This window comes from Ktedonobacter sp. SOSP1-85 (assembly GCF_016587415.1).
In the GTDB taxonomy this organism is placed as follows: domain Bacteria; phylum Chloroflexota; class Ktedonobacteria; order Ktedonobacterales; family Ktedonobacteraceae; genus Ktedonobacter.
In genome coordinates, this window is sequence record NZ_BNJI01000002.1 from 584,907 (window position 1) to 606,497 (window position 21,591).

The 21,591-nt window shown below is 52.9% G+C and carries 19 protein-coding genes; 9 read left to right on the forward strand and 10 right to left on the reverse strand.

The window, feature by feature from the left end:
• Positions 1–175 precede the first annotated feature (175 nt).
• The 3 genes from KTE_RS30790 to KTE_RS30800 form a co-directional block, all read right to left on the reverse strand.
• Positions 176–1,348, reverse strand: a complete 1,173-nt coding sequence (locus KTE_RS30790; protein ID WP_201388279.1) for a phosphotransferase family protein — start codon at positions 1,346–1,348, stop codon at positions 176–178.
• A gap of 292 nt (positions 1,349–1,640) precedes the next feature.
• Positions 1,641–5,000, reverse strand: a complete 3,360-nt coding sequence (locus tag KTE_RS30795; protein WP_201388281.1) for an NACHT domain-containing NTPase — start codon at positions 4,998–5,000, stop codon at positions 1,641–1,643.
• 714 nt (positions 5,001–5,714) lie between these two features.
• Positions 5,715–6,338 (reverse strand): HAD family phosphatase, encoded by a 624-nt coding sequence (locus KTE_RS30800; RefSeq protein ID WP_201388283.1) that lies wholly within the window; start codon positions 6,336–6,338, stop codon positions 5,715–5,717.
• Between the two features lie 200 nt (positions 6,339–6,538).
• Between KTE_RS30800 and KTE_RS30805 the strand changes: the two genes are divergently transcribed.
• A complete protein-coding gene (locus KTE_RS30805) occupies positions 6,539–7,243 on the forward strand; it encodes an MBL fold metallo-hydrolase (RefSeq protein ID WP_201388285.1) in 705 nt (234 codons plus the stop codon).
• Between the two features lie 8 nt (positions 7,244–7,251).
• Here the strand turns inward: KTE_RS30805 and KTE_RS30810 are convergent, their stop codons facing one another.
• Positions 7,252–7,836, reverse strand: a complete 585-nt coding sequence (locus tag KTE_RS30810; RefSeq protein ID WP_201388287.1) for a TetR/AcrR family transcriptional regulator — start codon at positions 7,834–7,836, stop codon at positions 7,252–7,254.
• Between the two features lie 243 nt (positions 7,837–8,079).
• Here KTE_RS30810 and KTE_RS30815 point away from each other — a divergent pair, with 243 nt between their 5' ends.
• A complete protein-coding gene (locus KTE_RS30815) occupies positions 8,080–8,517 on the forward strand; it encodes a pyridoxamine 5'-phosphate oxidase family protein (protein ID WP_201388289.1) in 438 nt (145 codons plus the stop codon).
• A 32-nt stretch (positions 8,518–8,549) separates the two neighbouring features.
• Positions 8,550–8,675, forward strand: a complete 126-nt coding sequence (locus KTE_RS49040; RefSeq protein ID WP_255553008.1) for a hypothetical protein — start codon at positions 8,550–8,552, stop codon at positions 8,673–8,675.
• Positions 8,676–8,929: 254 nt separating this feature from the next.
• On the opposite strand, the gene nagB is transcribed toward KTE_RS49040, so the two are convergent.
• The gene (gene nagB / locus KTE_RS30820) at positions 8,930–9,706 is read right to left on the reverse strand and encodes a glucosamine-6-phosphate deaminase (RefSeq protein ID WP_236600745.1); all 777 of its coding nucleotides are present in this window, start codon (positions 9,704–9,706) and stop codon (positions 8,930–8,932) included.
• Positions 9,707–10,136: 430 nt separating this feature from the next.
• A complete protein-coding gene (locus tag KTE_RS30825) occupies positions 10,137–10,733 on the reverse strand; it encodes a GNAT family N-acetyltransferase (protein ID WP_201388291.1) in 597 nt (198 codons plus the stop codon).
• A 574-nt stretch (positions 10,734–11,307) separates the two neighbouring features.
• Here KTE_RS30825 and KTE_RS30830 point away from each other — a divergent pair.
• Positions 11,308–11,859, forward strand: coding sequence for a dihydrofolate reductase family protein (locus KTE_RS30830; RefSeq protein WP_201388293.1), 552 nt, complete (start codon positions 11,308–11,310; stop codon positions 11,857–11,859).
• Between the two features lie 134 nt (positions 11,860–11,993).
• Here the strand turns inward: KTE_RS30830 and KTE_RS30835 are convergent, their stop codons facing one another.
• Complete coding sequence (locus tag KTE_RS30835) at positions 11,994–12,590, reverse strand: dihydrofolate reductase family protein (protein WP_236600746.1); 597 nt, start codon at positions 12,588–12,590, stop codon at positions 11,994–11,996.
• Positions 12,591–13,045: 455 nt separating this feature from the next.
• Here KTE_RS30835 and KTE_RS30840 point away from each other — a divergent pair, with 455 nt between their 5' ends.
• On the forward strand, positions 13,046–14,887 hold the full coding sequence (locus KTE_RS30840; RefSeq protein WP_201388295.1) for a PAS domain-containing sensor histidine kinase: 1,842 nt from the start codon (positions 13,046–13,048) through the stop codon (positions 14,885–14,887).
• A gap of 567 nt (positions 14,888–15,454) precedes the next feature.
• On the forward strand, positions 15,455–16,699 hold the full coding sequence (locus KTE_RS30845; protein ID WP_201388297.1) for an MFS transporter: 1,245 nt from the start codon (positions 15,455–15,457) through the stop codon (positions 16,697–16,699).
• A gap of 221 nt (positions 16,700–16,920) precedes the next feature.
• On the opposite strand, the gene KTE_RS30850 is transcribed toward KTE_RS30845, so the two are convergent.
• From KTE_RS30850 to KTE_RS30860, 3 genes are all read right to left on the reverse strand, one after another.
• The gene (locus KTE_RS30850; protein ID WP_201388299.1) at positions 16,921–17,835 is read right to left on the reverse strand and encodes a DMT family transporter; all 915 of its coding nucleotides are present in this window, start codon (positions 17,833–17,835) and stop codon (positions 16,921–16,923) included.
• A 325-nt stretch (positions 17,836–18,160) separates the two neighbouring features.
• On the reverse strand, positions 18,161–18,790 hold the full coding sequence (locus KTE_RS30855; RefSeq protein WP_201388301.1) for a hypothetical protein: 630 nt from the start codon (positions 18,788–18,790) through the stop codon (positions 18,161–18,163).
• Between the two features lie 214 nt (positions 18,791–19,004).
• Positions 19,005–19,580, reverse strand: a complete 576-nt coding sequence (locus KTE_RS30860; protein ID WP_201388304.1) for a TetR/AcrR family transcriptional regulator — start codon at positions 19,578–19,580, stop codon at positions 19,005–19,007.
• A gap of 187 nt (positions 19,581–19,767) precedes the next feature.
• Here KTE_RS30860 and KTE_RS30865 point away from each other — a divergent pair, with 187 nt between their 5' ends.
• The 3 genes from KTE_RS30865 to KTE_RS30875 all read left to right on the forward strand — a co-directional run bounded on the left by KTE_RS30865 (position 19,768) and on the right by KTE_RS30875 (position 21,590).
• Positions 19,768–20,139, forward strand: coding sequence for a DoxX family protein (locus tag KTE_RS30865; RefSeq protein ID WP_201388306.1), 372 nt, complete (start codon positions 19,768–19,770; stop codon positions 20,137–20,139).
• A gap of 100 nt (positions 20,140–20,239) precedes the next feature.
• Positions 20,240–20,785, forward strand: coding sequence for a DUF6036 family nucleotidyltransferase (locus tag KTE_RS30870; protein ID WP_201388308.1), 546 nt, complete (start codon positions 20,240–20,242; stop codon positions 20,783–20,785).
• 370 nt (positions 20,786–21,155) lie between these two features.
• The gene (locus KTE_RS30875) at positions 21,156–21,590 is read left to right on the forward strand and encodes a hypothetical protein (RefSeq protein ID WP_201388310.1); all 435 of its coding nucleotides are present in this window, start codon (positions 21,156–21,158) and stop codon (positions 21,588–21,590) included.
• Position 21,591 lies beyond the last annotated feature (1 nt).

The following is a 21,591-nucleotide window of genomic DNA, read 5'->3' on the forward strand; positions in this document are numbered from 1 at the left end:
TTCATGGCAGTGCGGCGTAAGCCGTTTTTGCCTTGGAAACGTGTCCGCAACGATGGAAAAACAGGAGCGTTTGAGCTAGCGCCGAAGTGCGATTAATCGCCTTCGGACGCGCTAAAGCTGGTCCCTACCGGAAATGAATGCACCTCCCTTATTATTCGCTCTATTAAAATAGCGTCTATATTACATTAAATGCGGGATAGTAGGGCGGGCTGGCGGCCTCGGGCCAGCGTTGGGTGAGCTGTTTGGCGCAAGCGTGCAGGGTATCGCCCACAGCCTGAAGGTAGCCAAAGGATGCGCAGGCCTGGACAGCGGAGTTGAGATAGAGCAGGAAGCGCTGGCGGTCGGTAAGCGCGATCAGCAGGCGATCCTGCTCCAACATCTTTTCCAGGGGGCGTATCATGGCGTGAAAGCTCAGTGCCCAGGTGACGCAGGCTCCAACCAGCCCACGGTAGAAGAGCGCGTCATCTCCAGCGGCAGAACAGCCCTTTACCAGCTCGGCCCGGTAGGCAGTCTCCATACGCTCTATCAGCGGCTCCGGCATGCGATAGACGCACCAGCACGTTGGGAAGGGCATGCGGCAATAGGCAGTTTCAAGCAACGCGTGCGTATAGCGAGCGCCCTCAAAGTCCAGCAAGCACCAGTGCGTACCATCGAAGAGGAAGTTATCCGGCGCGGCATCTGACTGCACGAAGACATTGAAGGGACCGGGAGCAAGCAGGCTAGCGCGCAGGTCTTGTAGTTCCTCATCCGCGCCCGGCTTAACCAGCACATCCAACAAGCCAGTGATCTCATACAGGGCTGAGGAGAGCCATTCGTAGTTATAGTAGCTATCACTGCTCGCGACTGGCCCCAGGCGCTCGCGTATGCTCACATACTCCGCCTCGCGCCCGGCTGTCAAAGCATGCAGGCGTCCATGTAGACTGGCATAGGCCATCAGCCCGGCCTCGGCAGCCTCTGGATTGCTTCCCAGCAGCAGGTGATCCAGGCGCGTCCCCGCCTTGAGATCCTCCATCACATACAGCCCCACCTGTGGATCTCCACCATAGAAGGCAGGAGCAAACGGCTCTGGTGCCTCCACTTGGCTTAGAAATTGTAAGCTAGCCCAATCATTAAACAGACGCCAGGCCGCGCCATTCCCCGCCTCGGGGGCGAACGTCTCGCTATTGGTATGCTTCACTATCACGCTCTCAGGCGCCGATCCCGGCCCCTCCTGCACTGGGAAGCGCAACACGCGCGAGCGCGCATTCCCCTGCAATTCCTCCCCCTCACCCAACTTTACCCGCCCACCAAATCTCTCTGAGAGAATGCTCTCGACCCTCCTCCCGGCCGTCAGCAAGAGATCGCTCATAACATTATCTTTCTATTCAAAAGACATAGCACGCCGCCCATGCATGAGGACTGAGGATGTGCTTGTAAACGGCGCACCTACCTCAGTCCTCCTGCTGAGCGACTGCGGATTGTCTTCCTGGTAAGAGAACAAGGCAGGCGCACGCTCTCCTCTTCGTCAGCCCGCCCAGCAGGAGGGGAAAGGTAGGTGCGCCGTTTACAAGCACTACTTTCCCCTCCTGCATGGGCGGGCGTCCCCCCTGAAATACCTTTTCCCTCCTGTATGGGTGACGCCCTATGGATAACCAACTCTTCTATCTCAATCTTTTAATGCGTACCCGCTTCAACACCCCTTGCGGAAAAACACTCCTACTATCCAGCAAGCCAATAGTAATAGACTCCAGCTTTTCAAGCCGCTCCAGCACTGTAAAATCGTTCACCTTGGGTAGGTTGTACAAATCTAGGGATGTGAGTCTGGGCAACCTCTCCAACCCAGAAAGATCTGCCAGTTCAGGAAAATCAGACAATGAGAGTGAGGTCAGAAGTGGCAACTTCTCCAGTATTGTCAGATCTCTTATCTCTCCCAGACCTGACAATTCCAGAGAGGTCAGTTCCGGTAACCTCTCTAGCACTGTTAAGTCCCTTACCTTGTCCAGATATGACAATTCCAGAGAGGTCAGTTCTGGTAACCTCTCTAGCACTGTTAAGTCCCCTACCTTGTCCAGATATGACAACTTCAAGGATGTCAATTCCGAAAACTGCTCCACCACGGTTAGGTCCCTTACCTGGGGCAGGGCTGACAACTCCAGAGAAGTCAGGCCTGGCAGCCTCTCCAGCACGGTTAGGTCCCTTACCTGGGGCAGACCTGACAACTCCAGAGAAGTCAGGCCTGGTAACCTCTCCAACACGGTTATTTCTCTTACCTCGTGCAAGACTGACAACTTCAGAGAGGTCAGTCCTGGTAACCTCTCCAGCACTGTTAGGTTGCTTACCTCACGCAGATCAAACAACTCCAGGGAGGTCAGTCCTGGCAATCGCTCCAGCACGGTCAGGTCCCTTAACCCAGGCAAGGATGACAACTTCAGGGAGGTCAGTCCTGGCAATCGCTCCAGCACGGTCAGGTCCCTTACCTCGTCCAGGTCAAACAATTCCAGGGAGGTCAATCCCGGCAAACTCTCCAGTACGGTTAAGTCCCATAACAACTCCAAAGAGGTAAGATGAGGAAGCCAGGGCAAGAGTTCAAATGTTTCTGATGAGGCGACAGCACTCTTGACATGAGCGAGGAAGCGTTGGGCGTAGGCAGGCTTATCGATAACGCCTTTAAGTCCCAAGACCAGCGCTCCTATAACCCTATTAGTATCGTCTTTAGTGTAGGCCATAAGTGCCTCATATGCCGCTTCAGTCCCTATCTGGAGAAGGACGCGAACGCAGGCCGCGACTATATATGAGCTATACTCAAAGCGAGGGGCCAGGTGGGGGATGCCAAGCGTTCCGGCAGCGCTCATGGACTCAACCTCTTCGACGCTCTGGAAGGGGACGAGGGTGGCGAGGCCCTGCGAGATCCGAGCCTGGATCTCTGGCTTCATCTCTTCGTGTGCAACCTGGGTGCAGGCTGCGGCCAGGAGGTAGAGCTTCTCGCGGACGCGTTTTCTGGTTTCGGCTCGCTTCAGGAGACGCTCAACGAGGTTTTCGCGGACGGTGCGCGGGGCAAGACCGACAGTGAGCAGGACGACCTCGCGCCACTGGTCATCGTGGGCATGCTCGACGAGCAGGGGGATGTCGTTCTCATCAACCACAGCTTTGGCGGCGAGATACTCCTGGAAGGTACGGTGCGTAAAGTCGAGCGCGTCCTTGACTGGCTCGCGTAGGATGCCTGAGCGCTCAATAAAGAGCTGACGCGCATCCGCTCCTTGCAGATTGTCCGGCACGCCAAGCATACGGCCAAGGCGGCGCGTCAGTCTCTCATCTACAGTCTCGATGGAGGCTTCGGTCTGCCCGTTGCGCACGAGCCAGTAGGCCAGGTCGGAGAGCAGCAGGCTCTTTTGCTCGTAGGAGAGCACGGCGGCGGGATAGTCCACCAGCGAGATACGTCTGACCCGGTCGCGTCGCTCGATGAGCAGCTCACAGCAAGCCTCGTAGAGCGCGACCCGGTTGGAGGGAAGCTGCTGGCGCCACTCGCGATTGAGCGCGCAGAGCATGGCGCAGAGTATGGGACTGTTGGCTAGCTGCTGAAGGGCGTGGTTGTCCCGGATCTCGGCGACGAGGCGCGTCGCGGATGCACGTAAGTCTTGCTTCTCCTGCGCATCCTGGAGATTGGCCGCAATAGCATCGTGCCAGTGGGTAATAAAGTCCTCGATGGCCGCCGGACTCCTAGGAAGTACCTGCGCTTCTTTGAGCTGCTCCGATGGCGGGAGATCATCCTTGCTCGCCGCATATGGACGCGAGGTGACGATAAAGCGAGACGCGGGATAGCTTTCAAGCAGATCCGCCAGCCAGGTATAGACACTTTCACGCATGGCCCCTGGCACCTCGTCGATACCATCAATCAGCACAATGGCGCGGCCATCCTGCAATTGCCTGTGGACCCATCCCTGGGGCATCGCGCCCGCGATGGCCGGCGCGACCAGACCTGGAAAGTCTTCAGGCGCCGGCCAGTACGGCACACCCCCATCTTCAAGGCGCACATGACGGCGCAAGCGAATGAAAAATGGTACCAGCCCATTCCAGGAAGCCAGTTCTGGCGGGAAGCATTGCGAGGCCGCCTGCACAGCAATCCAGCGCATCAAGGTAGTTTTCCCCGATCCGGCATCCCCACGCAGCAAGAGGTAGGAAGACTCCGCTAGCAGCTTAGGAGCCTCCACCACCGTACGCACCAGTTGCGATTTGGGCGCCAGATTGGGATCGCGGTGACGAAACTTTTCATGTTCCTGGGGCGGCCTGAGTACCTCGTACTCAAGCGAGGGCGCGACATAGGATAGGCTCAAGGAGTATTTGCGGGCCGTGACCGACATCCCGGAACCAAAGAGTTCTAGCTCATCCAGCTTGCGAATCACCGTCCGGCAATAGTCCAGCTCAAAGCGCTTCGCCTCTACCTGGGGATTGAGCTGCTGGCGCAGACGCGTGACCTCGTCCACAATACGCTCGGCGGTCTTCACGAGCTGGCGCTCGCGTAGAAGCACCTCGGAGAGCGTGCGCTCGGTAAATTGGGGAAGCTGCGAGGCGATATCCACAATATACTGGCAGGATTCATTGACGATCCGCTCATAGAGATATCCCTCGCTCTGCGAGAAATGATAGGAGCTTGCTGGATGCTCCTTCAGCAACTCGCGCGCGATCTCGACTGGCTCCAGGTTATGCCGCGCCAGGAGGGCACTATTAGCCGTGTTCAGTGTATCGGCTACGGCGTTGGCGATGGCTGCGCGTGAGCTCTCATCCAGGGCGGCTCCCTCTATCTCGAAGATGGGGACCAGGCTCTCGCCCACCTTCTCCCCAATGGTCTCGAGCTGCTGGCGCGCACGCTGTTGTGCCAGGCGATCACTGATCTGTGTCTTCAACACATCCGTCAGGCTCGAAGCGACATCTGAGACCAGGGCATTGCTACTGAGCCAGCGCGTCAGCAGTCCCTTGGCAATCGCGCCTCCAACGTCAAGCATCAGTATCTCTAAAAGCGGCATATGACGGTAGCCTCTCTGCACTCTTTAAATGAAATAGAAGCAGATCGATTTTATAAGAATTCCAGGCACCTGTCAAACGATCAAGGGGGAGGGGTGTCCGTCATATTTTTGCGCGTTGCATCACATAGACGCCACGTTCACGGCGCGTCGATTCATCATCTGGGCACTCGGATGCCTCACTGACGCGTCAATGCGACCCACGTCATACGCCCTTGCTGCCTTTTTTGCAGCTATGTAGACAGGTATGAAGGCGCTGGGGGAGCATTCCAACCCAGGGGATACATCGGCCCGCCGTAAACGTGGGGCAATACGCATCAAGTTTAGGAGTATTGCTTACCTCCCACGCCCATGCAGGAGAAAAAAGGAAGTGCTTCTAAAGGGCGCACCTACCTTTTTTCTCCTGCCGGGCGTGGGCATTTCCATTCCCAGAGAAGTGAGGGTAGGTGCGCCCTTTAGAAGCACTTCCCGATCTGTGATGCAAGTGCGGTGCTGGCCTAAACTTGATGCGTATTGGACGCGGTAAACCGGGTCCCTACCAGCCTCTGGAGCCGTAAGGAATCGTAAACGTGGGGCCTATGTGAGGCAGCCCTGCAAAAAATTGACGTCACCAAGAGGGTGAGAGCCGCACTACTGAAACACGCACCTATATATCATGGCACGACACGCCCCGTACCTCTATATGTAGACGCGTGCTTCAGTAGCGTCGTGCCAGGTTCACATATTTGCCTGCAGGCATGCCTGTACATCGGCGATGGCCTGCTCAGTCTCCCCACAGTGGATGGCGTGGATGCCCAGCGCCTGCGCCGCTGCAATATTCTTCTGGTTATCATCCAGAAACAGCATCTCCTCGGGTTGCACGCCTAGACGCTTACATGTCAATTCATAGATGCGTGGGTCGGGCTTGGCGATGCCCTCCTCGTGAGTATAGATGATCAGATCGCACATCTCCTCAAAATGGTAGCGTTGCTGCTCTTCGCGCCGAGCACCTACAAAGCTATTGCTCAGGATGGCCGTCTGATAGCGTGGGCGCAGGCTGCGAAAGAAGTCAGCCATGGGCACATTCAACCGGCCACAATACCAGTCCCACATCTCACGCATATACTCCTCTACCTGCTCCTGATCCATGCCCAGGCGTTTACCCATCTCCTGATGCACATGCTCCTCAGTACACTCACCCAGAGAGCCAGCCAACCATATCGGTTGCATGCGTTGATTCAACTCCCCAGATTGCAGGCCCAGGCGTTGCTCCCATCGAGCGTCGAGGCCAATATCCACCAGTTCAATCACATCCAGTTCCAGCACACCCCCAATATCAAAAACTACAGCACGAATAGCCATTTGTCCATTCCTTTTTTAGTAGAATTCTCTGCACATCATTATATCCGTTACAGATATATCTGTTATGGATAGCGTAACACCCACAGGGCCATACGTCAAGGTGGATTTAAAGCTTTGGAGGGGAAACTAGCTGTACCAATTTTTGTGATGATGGTACAATCAGAGGCATCCACATGGGAATAGAAAGCAGGGAAATGGTGATGTCTGAAAGCTTACAACAACTGGCCGAGAATATCTGGATCTTTCCTCGGGATCGAGATGCCAACAAAGTACAGCCAAACGTTGGTATTATCTGCACAGCGACGCAGACGGTACTCATAGATAGCGGCAATAGTCCCTCACACGCGCGGCGTATCCAGGCCGCGCTGGAGAAGATTCAGGCGCCCCCGCTCAGCCATATCATCTACACACATCACCATTGGGACCACACCTTTGGCGCCTGCGTCTTTGGCGCGCCGGTTATCGCACACGATCTCTGCCAGGAACTGCTCACACGCTCAGCAGAACAATTGAGCAAGCAGCAAGAGTCGGCGCAGCATAACCCTCTGGCCCAGGCCATCGAGCGAGAGAGCATATTCCGCTATATCCTCCCCACTACCACCTTTGCGCGAACTATGACTTTGCCGCTGGATGGACTGACCTTAGAGCTGGAACATGTTGGGGGCGCCCACGCCGCTGACTCAATCGTCGTACGTATCAAAGAGCGTGGTGTGATGTTCCTGGGCGATTGCTATTATCCCCCGCCCGCTTATCAGCAGAGCGACAAGCAGAAGACCAACTGGTCCATGCTCGCATCCTTCATCAAGGAACCAGGCTTTGAGATCTTTGTTGAAGGTCACAGCAATCCCCTCAAAGGAGCCGAGTTCCTCAAACGGCTAAGCATATCGCTCATGGCGCGCATCTAGAACATCGGTCACATAACAGTGATGAGAGGGGACAAGCCAGCGACCACGACTGTCAAGACGTGATGGACCATCTCCTCTGCCAGGATGATGCGTTCTCCCCGGCTCCATTGAGCGGCTGGACCAAAGATCGCCCAACTGATGACCAATGCTGTTGTTTCTACGATTTCCCTTTGGTTAGGATCTCTTGAGACAACAGGCGTGAGCCAGGTCAGGAGAACTTGATAGAGTTCTTGTTGCAAAGCAATCTCGAAAAGCGGCTCAAACTGCCTATCGGCAGGCTTGAGCTGATCACGAAAGCGAGCAAGAAAATGAAACACGGCCAAAATAAGCAAGCGGAGCGTGTCAATCTGCAAAGTGGATGAAGCAGGGAGCTCACTCAAAAGCGCCCGGTGAAACTTCTCGCGCATCCAGCTCTCCAAAAGGGCATATTTGTCTTCAAAATGGGCATAAAACGTGGCCCGATTCACCGTGGCCAACTTTGTAATCTCTTGCACCGAGATGGAGTGAATGTTGTGCCTTTCTTCCAGTAACGCCATGAACGCTTGCAGCAGCAACTGACGGGTGCGCTGCACTCGTGGGTCGTTTCTATTCACTACTCCAGGCATCTTTTCGCCTCGCGATCTGCGCGTTCTCATTCACACGTCGTAGAAACCAACACTTTCCCTTTGATGTTGTCTACACAACAATCTGGTCTATTTGCTGATTGCCGAAAAACCGTGATTTCTCTTACACTTCCAACAGTACAACAGTGTAGTATACACTAAACTGTTGCTTATACAACAATGTTGCGTATTCAATGAGCACTGTTGAAAGAGGAAAAGGAGAGAGATAGATCTATGACAAACATGCTTTCCAATGAGGCCAGGGAGTTTCTCCGTGAAGACCGTGTGGCAGTGGTCAGTACTTTAAACAAAGATGGGAGTTCCCACGTAACCTCAATCTGGTATCTGCTGGCAGATGATGGGACACTGATCATAACGACCCCGGGCCGCAGCCAAAAAATCAAGAATCTGCGTCGTGATCCTCGCATAGCGCTTTGTGTGGGAGGTGCGGGTCGCTCTGTCAGCCTCTATGGACGCGTTTCCATCAGCGAAGATCAGGCACTCGTCCGGCAGGATATCGAGCAACTAGTCGAACACTATGTGAAAGAGGCAGGCATGCGGCCGCAAGTAGTGACGACCTTACTCCAGCGAGCTCCTGTGGCTCTGCATTTCCTACCAGAAAAAGTCACCGAGTTTTCCGCTATGAGCGCCGGGAGTATACTGAGCCAATAAAGTATAGCTCCGCGTGCCTGTAGGCGGCGACCATGAGTACCTGGCAGGGCCAATTACTGCACCGTCTTCTTCAGGCCTGGCTCGTGCTCGCTCTCGGACGTTCGAGAGCGAGCACGAGCCAGGGGCAGAAGACTGAAAAACCCATTGGCGTCAAGTGAAGGAGCCTACGCTTCTGCAGGATGGGTTACGCAAGGTCCGCCGCCCAGCTGGTGGGGCCTGGTAGTGCTTCTAAAGGGCACACCTACCAGGCCCCACCGACTGGGCGGCTGCGTGTCCCTAGCACGCCCCACGCCCAGCAGGGACGGAAGGTAGGTGCGCCCTTCAGAAGCACTACCTTCCGTCCCTGCATGAGCGTGGGAACCAAGCAGGTATCTCTTATCTTGACGCTTATGGGGCAGAAGACTGAAAAACCTTACGCAGATTTGATATGTTTTGCCGCAGCAGGGTCCAGATATATCGTTACATTGCTATGCGAGCGGAGATATGTTGCGGGAACATTCGCATTGACGGGGCCATTGATTGCTTGTTGGACAGCATGCGCCTTCTTGCTCCCCGAAGCAATTAAGATAATTCTCTGGGCCTCCAAAATGGTCGCAATGCCCATCGTAATAGCTTCACTTGGAGTGTTCGTTTCTCCACCAAATTCAGCGGCAGCGTTCTGCCGAGTAATCGGATCGAGCGTTACCAATCGCGTGCGTGTATCCACGTCTGATCCAGGCTCGTTAAACCCAATATGGCCATTCTCACCTATCCCCAGAAGCTGCAAGTTTATCCCTCCTGCCTGCTGAATTTTTTCCTCATATTCAGCGCAATAGTTTGCTATGTCCTTTCGGGAGAGTGTGCCATCGGGAATGTGGATATGAGCAGGATGTATGTCAATGTGATCGAAGAGATTTGCGCGCATAAAGTGATGGTAACTCTGGGGAGAATGAGTGTTCATAGGATAGTATTCATCAAGATTGAAGGTAATGACCCGTGAAAAATCCAATGCTTTCTCGCGAGCGATGCGAATAAACTCACGATAGAGTAAGATCGGTGTTTTTCCCGTAGCTAACCCAAGCACGGTAGGTAAATCTGCGGCATTGCGCATCTGAATCAAGTTGGCAATTTCTGCCGCTCCCATGCGTGCAATAGCCCTGTCGCTTTCTGCGATCACAACCTCTGGTTTTTTCTGAGTCACTATATGCATACCTTCTGACCTCCATAAAGCTTAGTTGCGCTCATAGGTATAGACATCTATACCTATTGCTCTCTCATTTGAGACGTCTCATGAGAATATGAAGTAACATTTTCAGACAGAGTTTGAGGACATTTCCCAACGCAGAAAAACCAGCAAACGGGGAGTCAATCGTTCTACCCAGTCTATGCCAGCATCTCCAAACCTTTCCTGGAAAGCAAAAAGGCCTTTCCTTCTCTGCTTCCGGAGTAGGATGCCAGCTCGACGACCGCATCGGCAACATCTTCGGGTGTTGGCGATGATCCCAGACCCTTGACGAAGTCCTCGACGGAAATACGTGGACTCACGGATGATAGTAGAACCGCTCAACCCATTTGCACCGGTAAAGCGTGTCACTTATGGCCCGCATCTAAGCCTGTCTAGCTTCTGCTTGCTTCATACCTTATCGTGAAGGTCTGTGCCACGCATGTTCGCGCAGACCAAAATCAACATCGATATAACCGAGCTTCTGATAGACGCTTTTGCCCATATTTGAAGCCCATATCCAGGTATCAGCATAGCCCCGGTTACGAATCTCCTGCATCAAAGCATGCGTGATCGCGCCTCCAAACCCTCTATGGCGAAAGGCTGGTGGTGTCGATATATCATAGATTGTGGCACAGCCCCCAGCATCCAACAGGGTACCAGCAGTTACTGGCATGTTGTTCAGATACCCAATATAGTGCAGTGAGAAGGTGTCCAACCCATACCCATGCCGCTTATAGGCATCGTAGAATATTGATAGATCTGAGCCAAAACCTGCCTCTGAGACGTAAACCCACTCTGAGAGCATCTGATCGTTGTGAACCTGTTCGATACGAAAGTTATCCGTCACAGTGGGGGCAGCGCCAAGAGATGTTAGATCGGCTAATAACCAGTTGCCACCTGGTCCGCCTGGCATCCCGCGTGCTTCCAAACGCTTGCCAAGGTCCCCTGGCTGATCGTCAGGAAACACAAACCAATCAATATGCTCAATACATTGGCCAACCTGTTCGAGCATGTCATTTATTCGCTCCTCTGTACGAGAATCTTCGAAGCTTGTGCGCAAAATGTAGTTACCAGGGGCCGGTTTGTTGCTTACGAACCAGAACGACTCCGCGTCATACATAGTTATACTGGGCAGTCCAGCAAACAAGCGCATATAAGCTATCAAGTTTTCCTGTATCTGGCGAGGTTTTTCTGTGCCTGATAAGTCCAGAGGTAACAAGGTCATAAGTGTTTCTTTCACTTGCAAAACACATTAACTTGAATAATTGTATACTATGCAAGCGAACAAGACAATAGCTTGTCTTGCATCTACTACTTGGTGCCTTGTCTGGTGAGTGTAGTCCTAAAATTGTAGATAAGGTAACGACTTTTCCCCGCAACAGACGATCCCACCATGCAAGAAGCTGAATTGCAGGTCTTGCGTAAAGGCTTCGCGAAAGTCCTCACCCTGGACGAAATCTTCGAACAACTCTGAAAAATAAGTAGCGCTACTTACCAAGACTTTCAGCAAGATCGGAGAAGTTTTTTTCGCTGGTAGCGAGTAATGTGGTAGCAAAGAAAACATTTACTTATGCTCTGGAGGTACTATGGGAAAAGTTATTATCGGCGCGACCATCTCACTGGATGGGTTTATGAATGACCGTCATGGTGATATCAGCCGCTTGTATCCTGATTTTGAAGCGTTACGAAGCACAGAGATGTTACAGGAAGAAATACGGACGACAGGCGCGGTGGTGATGGGTCGGCGTTCCTACGACATGGGAGAGGGTGATTTGACGGGTTACGAATATCAAGTGCCAATCTTCGTCCTGACTCATGCCATTCCAGAAGGGGAAATTAAGGGGCAAAATGATAAGTTGACAGTGACCTTCGTCACAGATGGCATCGAAAGTGCTTTTGAGCAGGCTAAGGCCGCCGCGGGCGAGAAACAGGTCACGGTAGTAGGAGGCGCGAATACAGCTCAACAATGCCTACGAGCCGGACTGGCCGATGAGATCCATATGGGCATCGTTCCTGTTCTCTTTGGTGAAGGTCTACGATTTTTCGCGCCTCTCGTCAATGAGCAGCTACAACTGGAGAAAATAAGAGTCTTCGAGTCTCCTACGAGAACTGATCTCTGGTTCCGCATCGTCAAGTGAACGAGCGCTACTTACGTACGCGCCTACGCGGTTGTTGCTTGGTGAACGGATAGTTTAACACCCATATCCTTTCACTTCGTTGACTCCACCCAACGCCGCGAAGCGGGTAGGCGCGTACGCCAGTAGCGCTCCTCCTACTTCTTGACGTTATATGTGAGGTGCGTGACCCCTTTGCCGATGCTTACGTGAGGGCCATCGAGTTGGACGGGAGCAACCTTGAGGTGCTCAAAGAGACGCACGCCCTCGCCCAACAGGACGGGAACCAGGTCGATGTGAATTTCGTCGAGCAAGCCAGCGTCGAGGCACTGCTGCACGATGGTTGTGGAGGCGATGACAACGTTTTTGTCGCCTGCGATCTTCTGGGCCTGCTCAATGGCGCTCTCGATGCCATCTGTGACGAAGGTTACTGGCCATTCCTCCTGAACCCATTCTGGTGCGAGCCGATGTGTCACGACGACGACCGGGGCTGTTATGGGATGGTGTCCTCCCCATCCATGAGTAAGTTCGTACAATCTGCGCCCAGCCACTAGAGCCCCTGCGGTGTTGATGGCATTATCATACATCTCGATGCTTGCCGCCGAGAGCTTGAGCGTTTGCTCTCTATCGCCAATTTTGACCGTGTAATCGGTGTCGCCGCCCATCATCCAGGCAAAGAGGTGTTGGAAGTCTTCGTTTGGTCCCGCAACAAAACCATCCAGTGACATTGAGAATCCTGTGGAGACCTTTCCCATATCTATTTCCTTTCATATTTCTCTAGCTGTAATTATCGTTGTGTAAGAACATGCATATGGTAACGCAAGCAATGCTCAAGCCTCTGCTCCTCATCTCTCTAATGTTACAGCACCAATTAAGAAGTACCCGGACCTACCCAATTATGCGTTTCTACTCATCTATTCTTTCTATCCTGGCCATATCCGGCAAGGCTTATTATTCGGGCACCGCGCTCAACGCGGCCTTCCCCCAGCAAGGCGCCCCCCTACTGCGACAAATTGCTTGCCTTGTGTTTTTGTCTATGATATATGTGTGGCATTGTAGAGAGCATTATAAGTGTTGAGTTATTTTAAAGCAGAACAAATTTGTTGAAGAGTAAAAGTAGAAATGTGACCAGGAACGAACAAAAAGGATCTTTGCTCTTGCTGTAGGGAAAGGATAGCCCTGGCTTTGCAGGTTAAAAGGGGCAGGCATTATGAGTCAGGAGCCACAAATTGATAATATCTCGGCGAGAGTGAAACATATTGTAAAATATCGCGAAGTTGTCAATTACGGCTCCCGGTTTGGCCTTATTGTCATGACACGCGATGGCCGCTTCCTGGAAGTGAATCACACCATTTTAGAAGATACCGGCATGAGCCTGGATGATCTTGTAGATAAGTATGTTGTGGAGATGCCCTGGTGGTCGCACTCCCTCGAAACGCACCACCAGATCCGCGAGGTCATGGAACGGGCTATGAGAGGCGAGACAGTACGTTTTGATATACGCGTGTTCCCTCGCCCCGATTTTTACCGCGATGTCGATGTAACGATCATGCCATTTCTTGATAGCACAAGGCAGGGTGAGTATCTTATCTGGACCGGGTTTGACGTGACCGAGCGCAAACGCTTAGAGGATGAAAAGCATTTTTTGATTGACGCCATTCCAACCATCATCTGGACCGCTCGACCCGATGGTTTTGTCGATTACTTGAATAAACAGTGGAGTAATTATACCCTGACATCGATTGAACAATCGCGTGGGGATGGCTGGAGCGAGTGTGTGCATCCCGATGATCGCCAGAAGGCGCTGGCAAATTGGTACCGTATGGTTCATACGGGAGAACCGGGCGAGAATGAGTATCGTTTACGGAATGGGATTACCGGTGAATATCGCTGGTTTCTGGTTTACACTATACCCATACGTGATACGGAGGGCAATATTGCGGGCTGGTGTGGCACCTGCACAGATAACCATGACAAAAAGATGACTGAGGTCGCGCTACGTGTGAGAGAACTGCAATTTCGCACCCTCTTTGATGCCAACATCATTGGCATCGGTATCACCGATATTTATGGGCATGTGTGGGAGGCGAATGACGCGTATTTACAAATGTTGGGGAGCACACGCGAAGATATGAATAGAGGCGAGGTGCGGTGGGACCAATTGACACCACCAGAGTATCTTGAGCGAGATGAGAAAGCGATCCAGGAATTGCGGGAGAGTGGTACCTGCCATCCCTATGAAAAGGAGTATCAACGTCCCGATGGGAAGCGTGTCCCTGTGGTAGTAGGGACAGCGTTGTTTGATAAAGAGAGTGGGAAAACCATCAGCTTTATTGTGGATATCACCGCACGGAAAGAGCTTGAGAAACGCAAAGATGAGTTTATCAGCCTCGCCAGCCATGAGTTAAAGACACCTATTACCTCGCTCAAAATGCTGATCCAATTTCTGCGCCGCAGAGTCCAGAGAGAGGGCGATAAACGCACAAACTATGATCTTATACGTATGGAGTTGCAGGTTGATGCCTTAAAGCGTCTCATTGACGACCTGCTGAACGTCTCAAAAATCCAGATGGGCTTGTTCAGTTATGAAGACGAAATTCTCGACCCAGACAAAGTGCTTCACGAAACCATTGAGATACTTCAACCTATGCTTTCCGACCATATGCTCATCCTGCATGGACACCTACACCACGTCCTGGTGTGCGACCAGCAACGCTTCACTCAGGTCGTGACCAACCTGGTAACGAATGCGGTAAAATACTCCCCCGAGGCCCATGAGGTGGATATCTTTCTGTCAGAAAGCGAGCGATGGGTTTGTATTAAAGTATGCGATCATGGCGTGGGTATACCAGCCCCCCAACGCGAGAAGATCTTTGAGCGCTTCAACCGTGGCGCGTATGGAACAAGCGAGAAGGCCTTCCCCGGCCTGGGCATGGGCCTCTACATCACCTACGAGATCGTCACCCACTACCACGGCTCGATTACCGTCGAGAGCGAGGAGGGCAAGGGCTCCACCTTTACTGTTTACTTCCCCTTTGCACAGCAGACCTAAAACAGGATGTGATTCATATTTTTGTGTTTCCATCCCATAGACGCCACGTTTACGACTTTGCTGGGAAATTTTGTCAAGTTATCCGAACAGGCTCATGAGAAACGCCCGAACTATTGGTAGGGACGCGGTAAACCGGGTCCCTACCGATCTTTAAAGCCTCTGGATACCTTTCCGCGCTCGGAAACTTGTCCGGACAAAATTTGCCAGCAAAGTCGTTTACGACGCGCTGATGTATCATTCAGGCGCGACCAAGCAAGCCACCACACACCAATGCCCCCCAAGCAACACGCCCTTGTTGCCTTTTTTTGCAGTAGTGATGGGGGCGTTGGAGCATTCAAGGAAGCATCTCGCCCGGGGAGATACATCAGCCCACCGTAAACGTGGGGCCTATGATAACGAGAGGCACCTCTGTAAAAAATGAATTGCGCCCCTTAAAACAGAATGACTTGACAGGCATAAAGTGCTTCTATATACTCATCCTCAAACTCTTGTTCCAGGCTTGTGGAAACACATCAGAGCCGAAGATGGCATGAATGCCGCTCTGACTACATAATTTGGAGAGGATGCATGAAGTCAACTGTCACCAGGGAAGAGATGAACAGGGGAGGCCGCATGGCCCTCTGGCGCAACCGTGATTTTATGCTGCTGTGGAGCGGCCAGGCATTCTCGTCCCTTGGCACGACGGTTACCCAGACCGCCTACCCGCTCCTGGTCTGGGACCTATCGCATTCAGCGGCGTTAGTTGGCCTGGTGGGTGGCCTTGGGACATTGCCCTATATCTTTCTCAGCCTGATCGTTGGCGCGTTGATTGATCGTTGGGATCGCAAACGCCTGATGGTCGTCTGTGATACTGGTCGGGCCATCAACCTGGCAAGTGTGCTTGTCGTGATGTGGCTGGGACGCCTGACCGTCGCCCAGATCTGCGCCAATACGCTGATTGAAGGGACATTCTACGTCTTCTTTAACCTGGCTGAAGTCTCCTGTCTGCCCCAGGTTGTCAGTAAAGAACAGATCCCATTGGCCACGTCACAAAATGAGGCGACGACGGGTACCACAGTACTCGTCGGTCCGGCACTCGGCGGCGCCCTCTATACACTGAGCCAATCTGTGCCATTTCTGGCTGACGCGATCTCCTATGTGATCTCTGTAATCACCCTGAGCTTTATCAGAGTGCCTTTTCAGGGGAAACGCCAGGAGGGTCAGCAGCGCAAACTGCTGGCCGAGATTCGTGAGGGCCTGGCCTGGCTCTGGCATCAGCCACTCATTCGCTATATCGCCTTTCTCACAGGCGGCTGCAACTTTATCGGCGCAGGTTTACTCCCAGTTCTCCTGGTTCTGGTCAAACAGCAGCACGGCTCTTCGCTGGCCTATGGAACGATCTTGACTATTGGTGGAGTCGGGGCGATTATTGGCTCTTTGCTGGGCGCGCCAATTCAGAAGCGCTACCGCTTTGGTACGGTCATTATTTGCTTCATCTGGTTTGAGGCTTTGTGCTTTCCGCTCTACGCCATAGCTCCTAATCCACTCCTGCTGGGAGTAATCTCCGCGTGCCTCTTTGTAGCAGGCCCCATCTATAACGTGGTCCAGTTTAGCTATCGGATCTCGCTAATTCCCGACGAACTCCAGGGACGCGTTAACAGTGTTTTTCGCCTGCTGGCCTTTGGCTTCCAGCCGTTCGGCTTTGCCTTGACTGGCCTGTTGATCCAATGGTTTCAAGTAGTTCCAGCAATTCTGTTTCTATCAGCCTGCGCATTGCTCCTGGCGATCCTGACGTCCGTCAACAAACATGTCATCCATGCCGGACGCGCATAAGAAGCGTCGAAGACTGGCCCCAGGCCCCACACGGCGGCGAAGCTGAGATTGCTGCCCTCTGCGAACGCCTGCGCCATGTCTTATAACATAATGAGGGTAGCCTATGTATTAGGCTACCCTCATTTCTCTTTTGTAGTATGAAGGTAACTTCCCCGGACTTTGCATAACTAAAACAGCACCTGCTCATTCTTCGCGCAAAGTCCGAGGGAACTTGCAAGTCTTTATCCTTCCTTCGTGAAAGATTTTGTTGGAACGAGCAAAATCAGCGCCATTGCTCCCAATAAGAAACCTGCACCAAGGAGGCCGAGAGACCCTAGCTCCTCTCGGAAAAGGAGCCATGCGAGGAGCGCAGCGGTTAGCGGTTCGCACATTGTCACAATACTTGCCACCGTTGCCGATAGAGACCGAATGCCCATTTGAAAGAGTCCATAGCCAAGTGCGGTTGGAATACTCCCCAGGTAGAGCAATATCAACCATCCCCACGCTGGATACACCAGCACCAGATCCGTTGCCGAAGCACAGACGAGCAACATGAGCGCACCAGTCCCAAACGCTACAGCACTGATCTGGACCGGGTGATACTTGTTGGTCAGCAAGCGTCCACACAGAATGAAACCAGCATAGCCGCAAGCCGAGAGAAACGCCAACCCAATTCCCACGAGTGAGACCGCTTCTTTGCCTGCGTGAGAACGTGTCCCGATGAGAAGAATAGTTCCGCTTAAAGCAGCTACCAGGGCGATGAGGGTCATCAGGGTCAGGCGCTCTCGTGTTATAAGGGTAGAGCAGACAGCGATAATCACGGGAGCCGCACAAATGGCAATCAGTGTTGAGACACCTACGCCCGCAGAAGCAATGGCCGCAATATAACAGGCCTGGGAGAGAGCGATCAAGCTTCCCATAAGCATCATTACACACAGGTCACGAGGCTTGATGTGAAAGAGGCGACGACCAAGGCGTATCCAGCCTACGAGAAAAAACAGAGGAGCGGCAATCGCCAGGCGCAAAAAAGTCAATGAGAGAGCATTGGTCGCGCCATAGGTATACATAGCCTGGTTCGCGATGCCAACCGTACCCCAGGAGATCGAGGCGCAGACGACGAGCAAGAAATCACGACGAGATGAAGGTTGCGAGAACATGAGGTATCCCTTCCTCTTGATGCACACGGAGAATCAAAAAACAAGAATGCATGGAGGGCAGGGTGAGATCACAAGAAAAAGGCACAAACTCTTCAGAGAATGTGTTAAAGAGGTGGATAAAACCGTTCTCCCTGCCCTAACGGGTGGAGAAGGGAGGAGGGGAGCAAAAAGGATGGGAATAAGAAACGGTACGATCAATCACTTTAAATACGTCCTTGTCTATGACGACACTAGAAGCAATGCATTTGCTCTTCTATTTTACCAGGGTGAAGGGGGGCCATGTCAAGCGTTTATCCTTTAGAAGCAGAGCAAACCAGGAGTGACCTCAACCACTCCAGTCTTGCGCGAGTACAAGACCCATGCGTTGATGCTTTCTCTGTACACTTATGATGCAGGCATGCAAGTCTGCGTGAGTAACAGGGAGAAAAGACCAGACGCCCTTTTTAATAGGGATCTGGCTTATATAGTATTCTCCACCTGGCTCAAAGAGGTCTATAAATGCCTCGGCCAGGTGAAGGACATCCTTACGAATGATATATGGTCTGGTCCTCTCTCTATCCCATGGCTCAAGTAAGACATGCCCTGTAAGGAAGGTCGCTACAGCGTTGCGGGCCTCAGGCATCTCGACTTCGCGCCATAAAGGGAGAGCGCCGGGCCGAGCATACTGGTTGCGCTTTGCCTCTGACAGGAAATACGATCTGATCTCTCGATGAAGGTCTGTGTCAGTGGTAAGGTGCGCAAAGAACCCGTCAATCATCGCAATACTGCTGGTCTGCTGTGAGAGCTCTGTCTGCTGAAAACCATAAATCTGCATAAAGGATGTCTCATAGAGCCACTCAGCCCTATCATCATGAAAATTTGGAGGGCTTGAGTCTGCATTAGAGCGATTGCAGAAGTCCCGAAACATTTGCAAGACCGTGGCGCACACCTGGTCCGCCGGGCGAAAGTCAAACATGCCGTAGCTCTTTCGTGCTTATTATATCCATCTGGTTTCTCAGGTCCACTTGAGGTCACGCTCCCCAGGTTGGTGCAGACAGTATACAATACCAATATATGGCTCTTTGGCGTCCCATTATATATAAACGCGTGCTTTTAGCAGCGCAGCCCCCGCAACGTCCCCCACGCCTGGGTATCGGCCTGCGGACCTCCAGTCCATGCCAGCATGGACCCTACAGGGCAATGCCCAGGGTGATAACGGTCAGGACGTGCTCGCATACCTGCTCGATTGGTAGGTGGCGCTCGCCGCGGCTCCACTCGACGGCGGCGCCGAAGATGGCCCAGCTTGCCACGGTGGCCGCCGTCTCGGGATCATTATGCGGGTCGCCACTGGCCTTGCGCTGCTTGATACCTCGCAGCAGCAGTTCATATAATTCCTGCTGGGCCGCGCGCGCGACCAGGGGTTCAAAGGGGCGGTTCCCCTCCTCCCAGCGCCGTTGTACCTCTCCCAGGAACTCAAAGATAATATGGATAAGGACCTGGAGCGAATGCCGCTCCCATTTAAAGTCTCCCGGCAACCTCTCACTTAACATCTGCTGAAAGCGGCTATGTACCAGGGCATTGAGCAAGGCGTATTTATCCTCGAAGTGGGCATAGAAGGTCGCCCGGTTCACCGTGGCGCGCTCGGTAATATCCTGCACCGTGATCGTGGAGTAGCTCTTTTCGCGCATGAGATCAAGAAATGCCTGCTGTAAAAGAGTACGCGTACGCTTTACACGCGGATCAAGACCTTTGGTTAGATTACTCATGCGCCTATCCTTTCAAGCCAGAACCCATTTTTCCATGCACTGAGCTACAACATCACAACACATTTCCATATTTGTTGTTTAGACAACACATTCTTTTATTTGTCCCTTGATTGAGCATGGTACTATTATAAACGACACCTGTTGTTTAGACAACACTCGCTTAGTTAGTATTATTAAGGAAAAGAAGATGAACATCGCGCTCTGGATTATACAAGTTATTCTCGCGCTGCTATTTATTATGGTTGGCATCATGAAACTTTTTATGCCAATCGCGGGCCTGCAAAAGAGCCTGCCCTGGGTAGGCGACGTGACCTCGATTACGGTACGCTACATCGGCACATGCGAACTTCTCGGGGGCCTGGGGCTGATCCTGCCCGCTTTTATCCATTCCATATCTGACCTGACGATTGTCGCGGCCTTCGGCCTGGCGCTTGTGATGATCTACGCTGGTATCTTTCACTTTACGCGTAAGGAATTCTCCAATATCCCCGTCAATGTCGTCCTTTTCGCTCTCACCATCTTCCTGGCCGTTGGGCGCCTGCTTCTCAGTCCGCTATAATCTATTGTAAGATAGGGATGCATGAGGCGTCAGCCGCGCTGACGCCTCATGCATCCCTATCTTACAATGAACCAAACGAAGTCAGCGGAAAGGATCGGACATGGAGAGTCAGGAGATCGAGCTGTATTTGCAGGACCTGGGCGATGAGTTGGAGCGGCGCCGCTTCAAGGAGCCACTGCGCATCTTCCTCGTCGGGGGCGCGTTTATGCTGCTGACGGTCAAGAACCGCAAGGCCACCGATGATGTGGATGTCGTGCTGCTCGATATGCCCGATACAACCAATGTCACGCCCCAGGCAAAGGCCTTTCAAACGGCTGTCCGCGCCGTGGCGAGCAAGCACCATCTCAAGCGCAAATGGATGAACGACGACGTGGCCTATTTTATCAAGGATATGGCGCCCGATCCCCAGCCCACGCTCTGGCGCAAATACAACATGCTGCATGTCTATCTACCACCCAGGGAATACATCCTGGCACTCAAACTGATGGTCTTCCGCCAGAAAGATATGAACGATGTCCAGGCCCTGCTCACAGAACTCAAGGTCACGACCCGCGAACAGGCCCAGGCCATCGTTGACCGCTTCATCCCCGATCCCCGCTGGCAGGAAGAATACCTCCTCGAGGAGACCCTAGAGGCACTATTTTGATAGTGGGACGACGCTACTAAAGTACGCGTCTACATATGCTCGTAATATGTAGACGCGTACTTTAGTGGTGAATTCACGTAGTTCGTCGATGTAGGGTCCATGCTGGCATGGACTGCCGAGGCCCGCAGGCCGATACCCGAGCGCAAAGCAGATCGCTTCGCTCGCAGTCCATGCCAGCGTGGACCCTACAGATTATGTAAATTCACCATTTAGTAGCGTCGGGCTTGATAGAGGCGCTCTCCTAACCCTTCGCGCCTACCGCGCTGCTAAATCAACGCAGTGCGCGGGCCTGACTCGTTACCAAAAATTGTAATATGTTACAATGTTTGCGAGGGCGAAATATTGTAACAATCCTATATGAGGTGAGCGGGTGAAACTGCTGCACGAATTGCAGACGATGAGCATATCCTATCAAGAGATCTGCGCGGGTGAAGATCCCTGGATCGCGCTGGGGAACTTCATGAATGACTTCTTTGGCAATTTCACCGAGCAGCGCTCAGAGCTCGTGCAAGACCCCATTCAGCTCCCTGCGGATGCAACCCCTGAGCAGTGGCGCTGGGCGGTCTTCTGCGCCGCCTCGGTCGAGTATCTCTGCCAGCAATACGCGCTCGCTTGCCCCACCTGGGTGCTCAATCCCGCCTATACCCTTGATGAGCCCTGGTACTACGCCCCTGGCACACACAAGGAGAGCGTGCGTGAACGCCTGCGCCAGCGCACCCCCAGCGAGTTCACCCGCCGCAACATCTACTGCGGCAACCGTATGTTCGCCAACAAATACGAACTCGCCGCCCAGCACCGCGCATAAC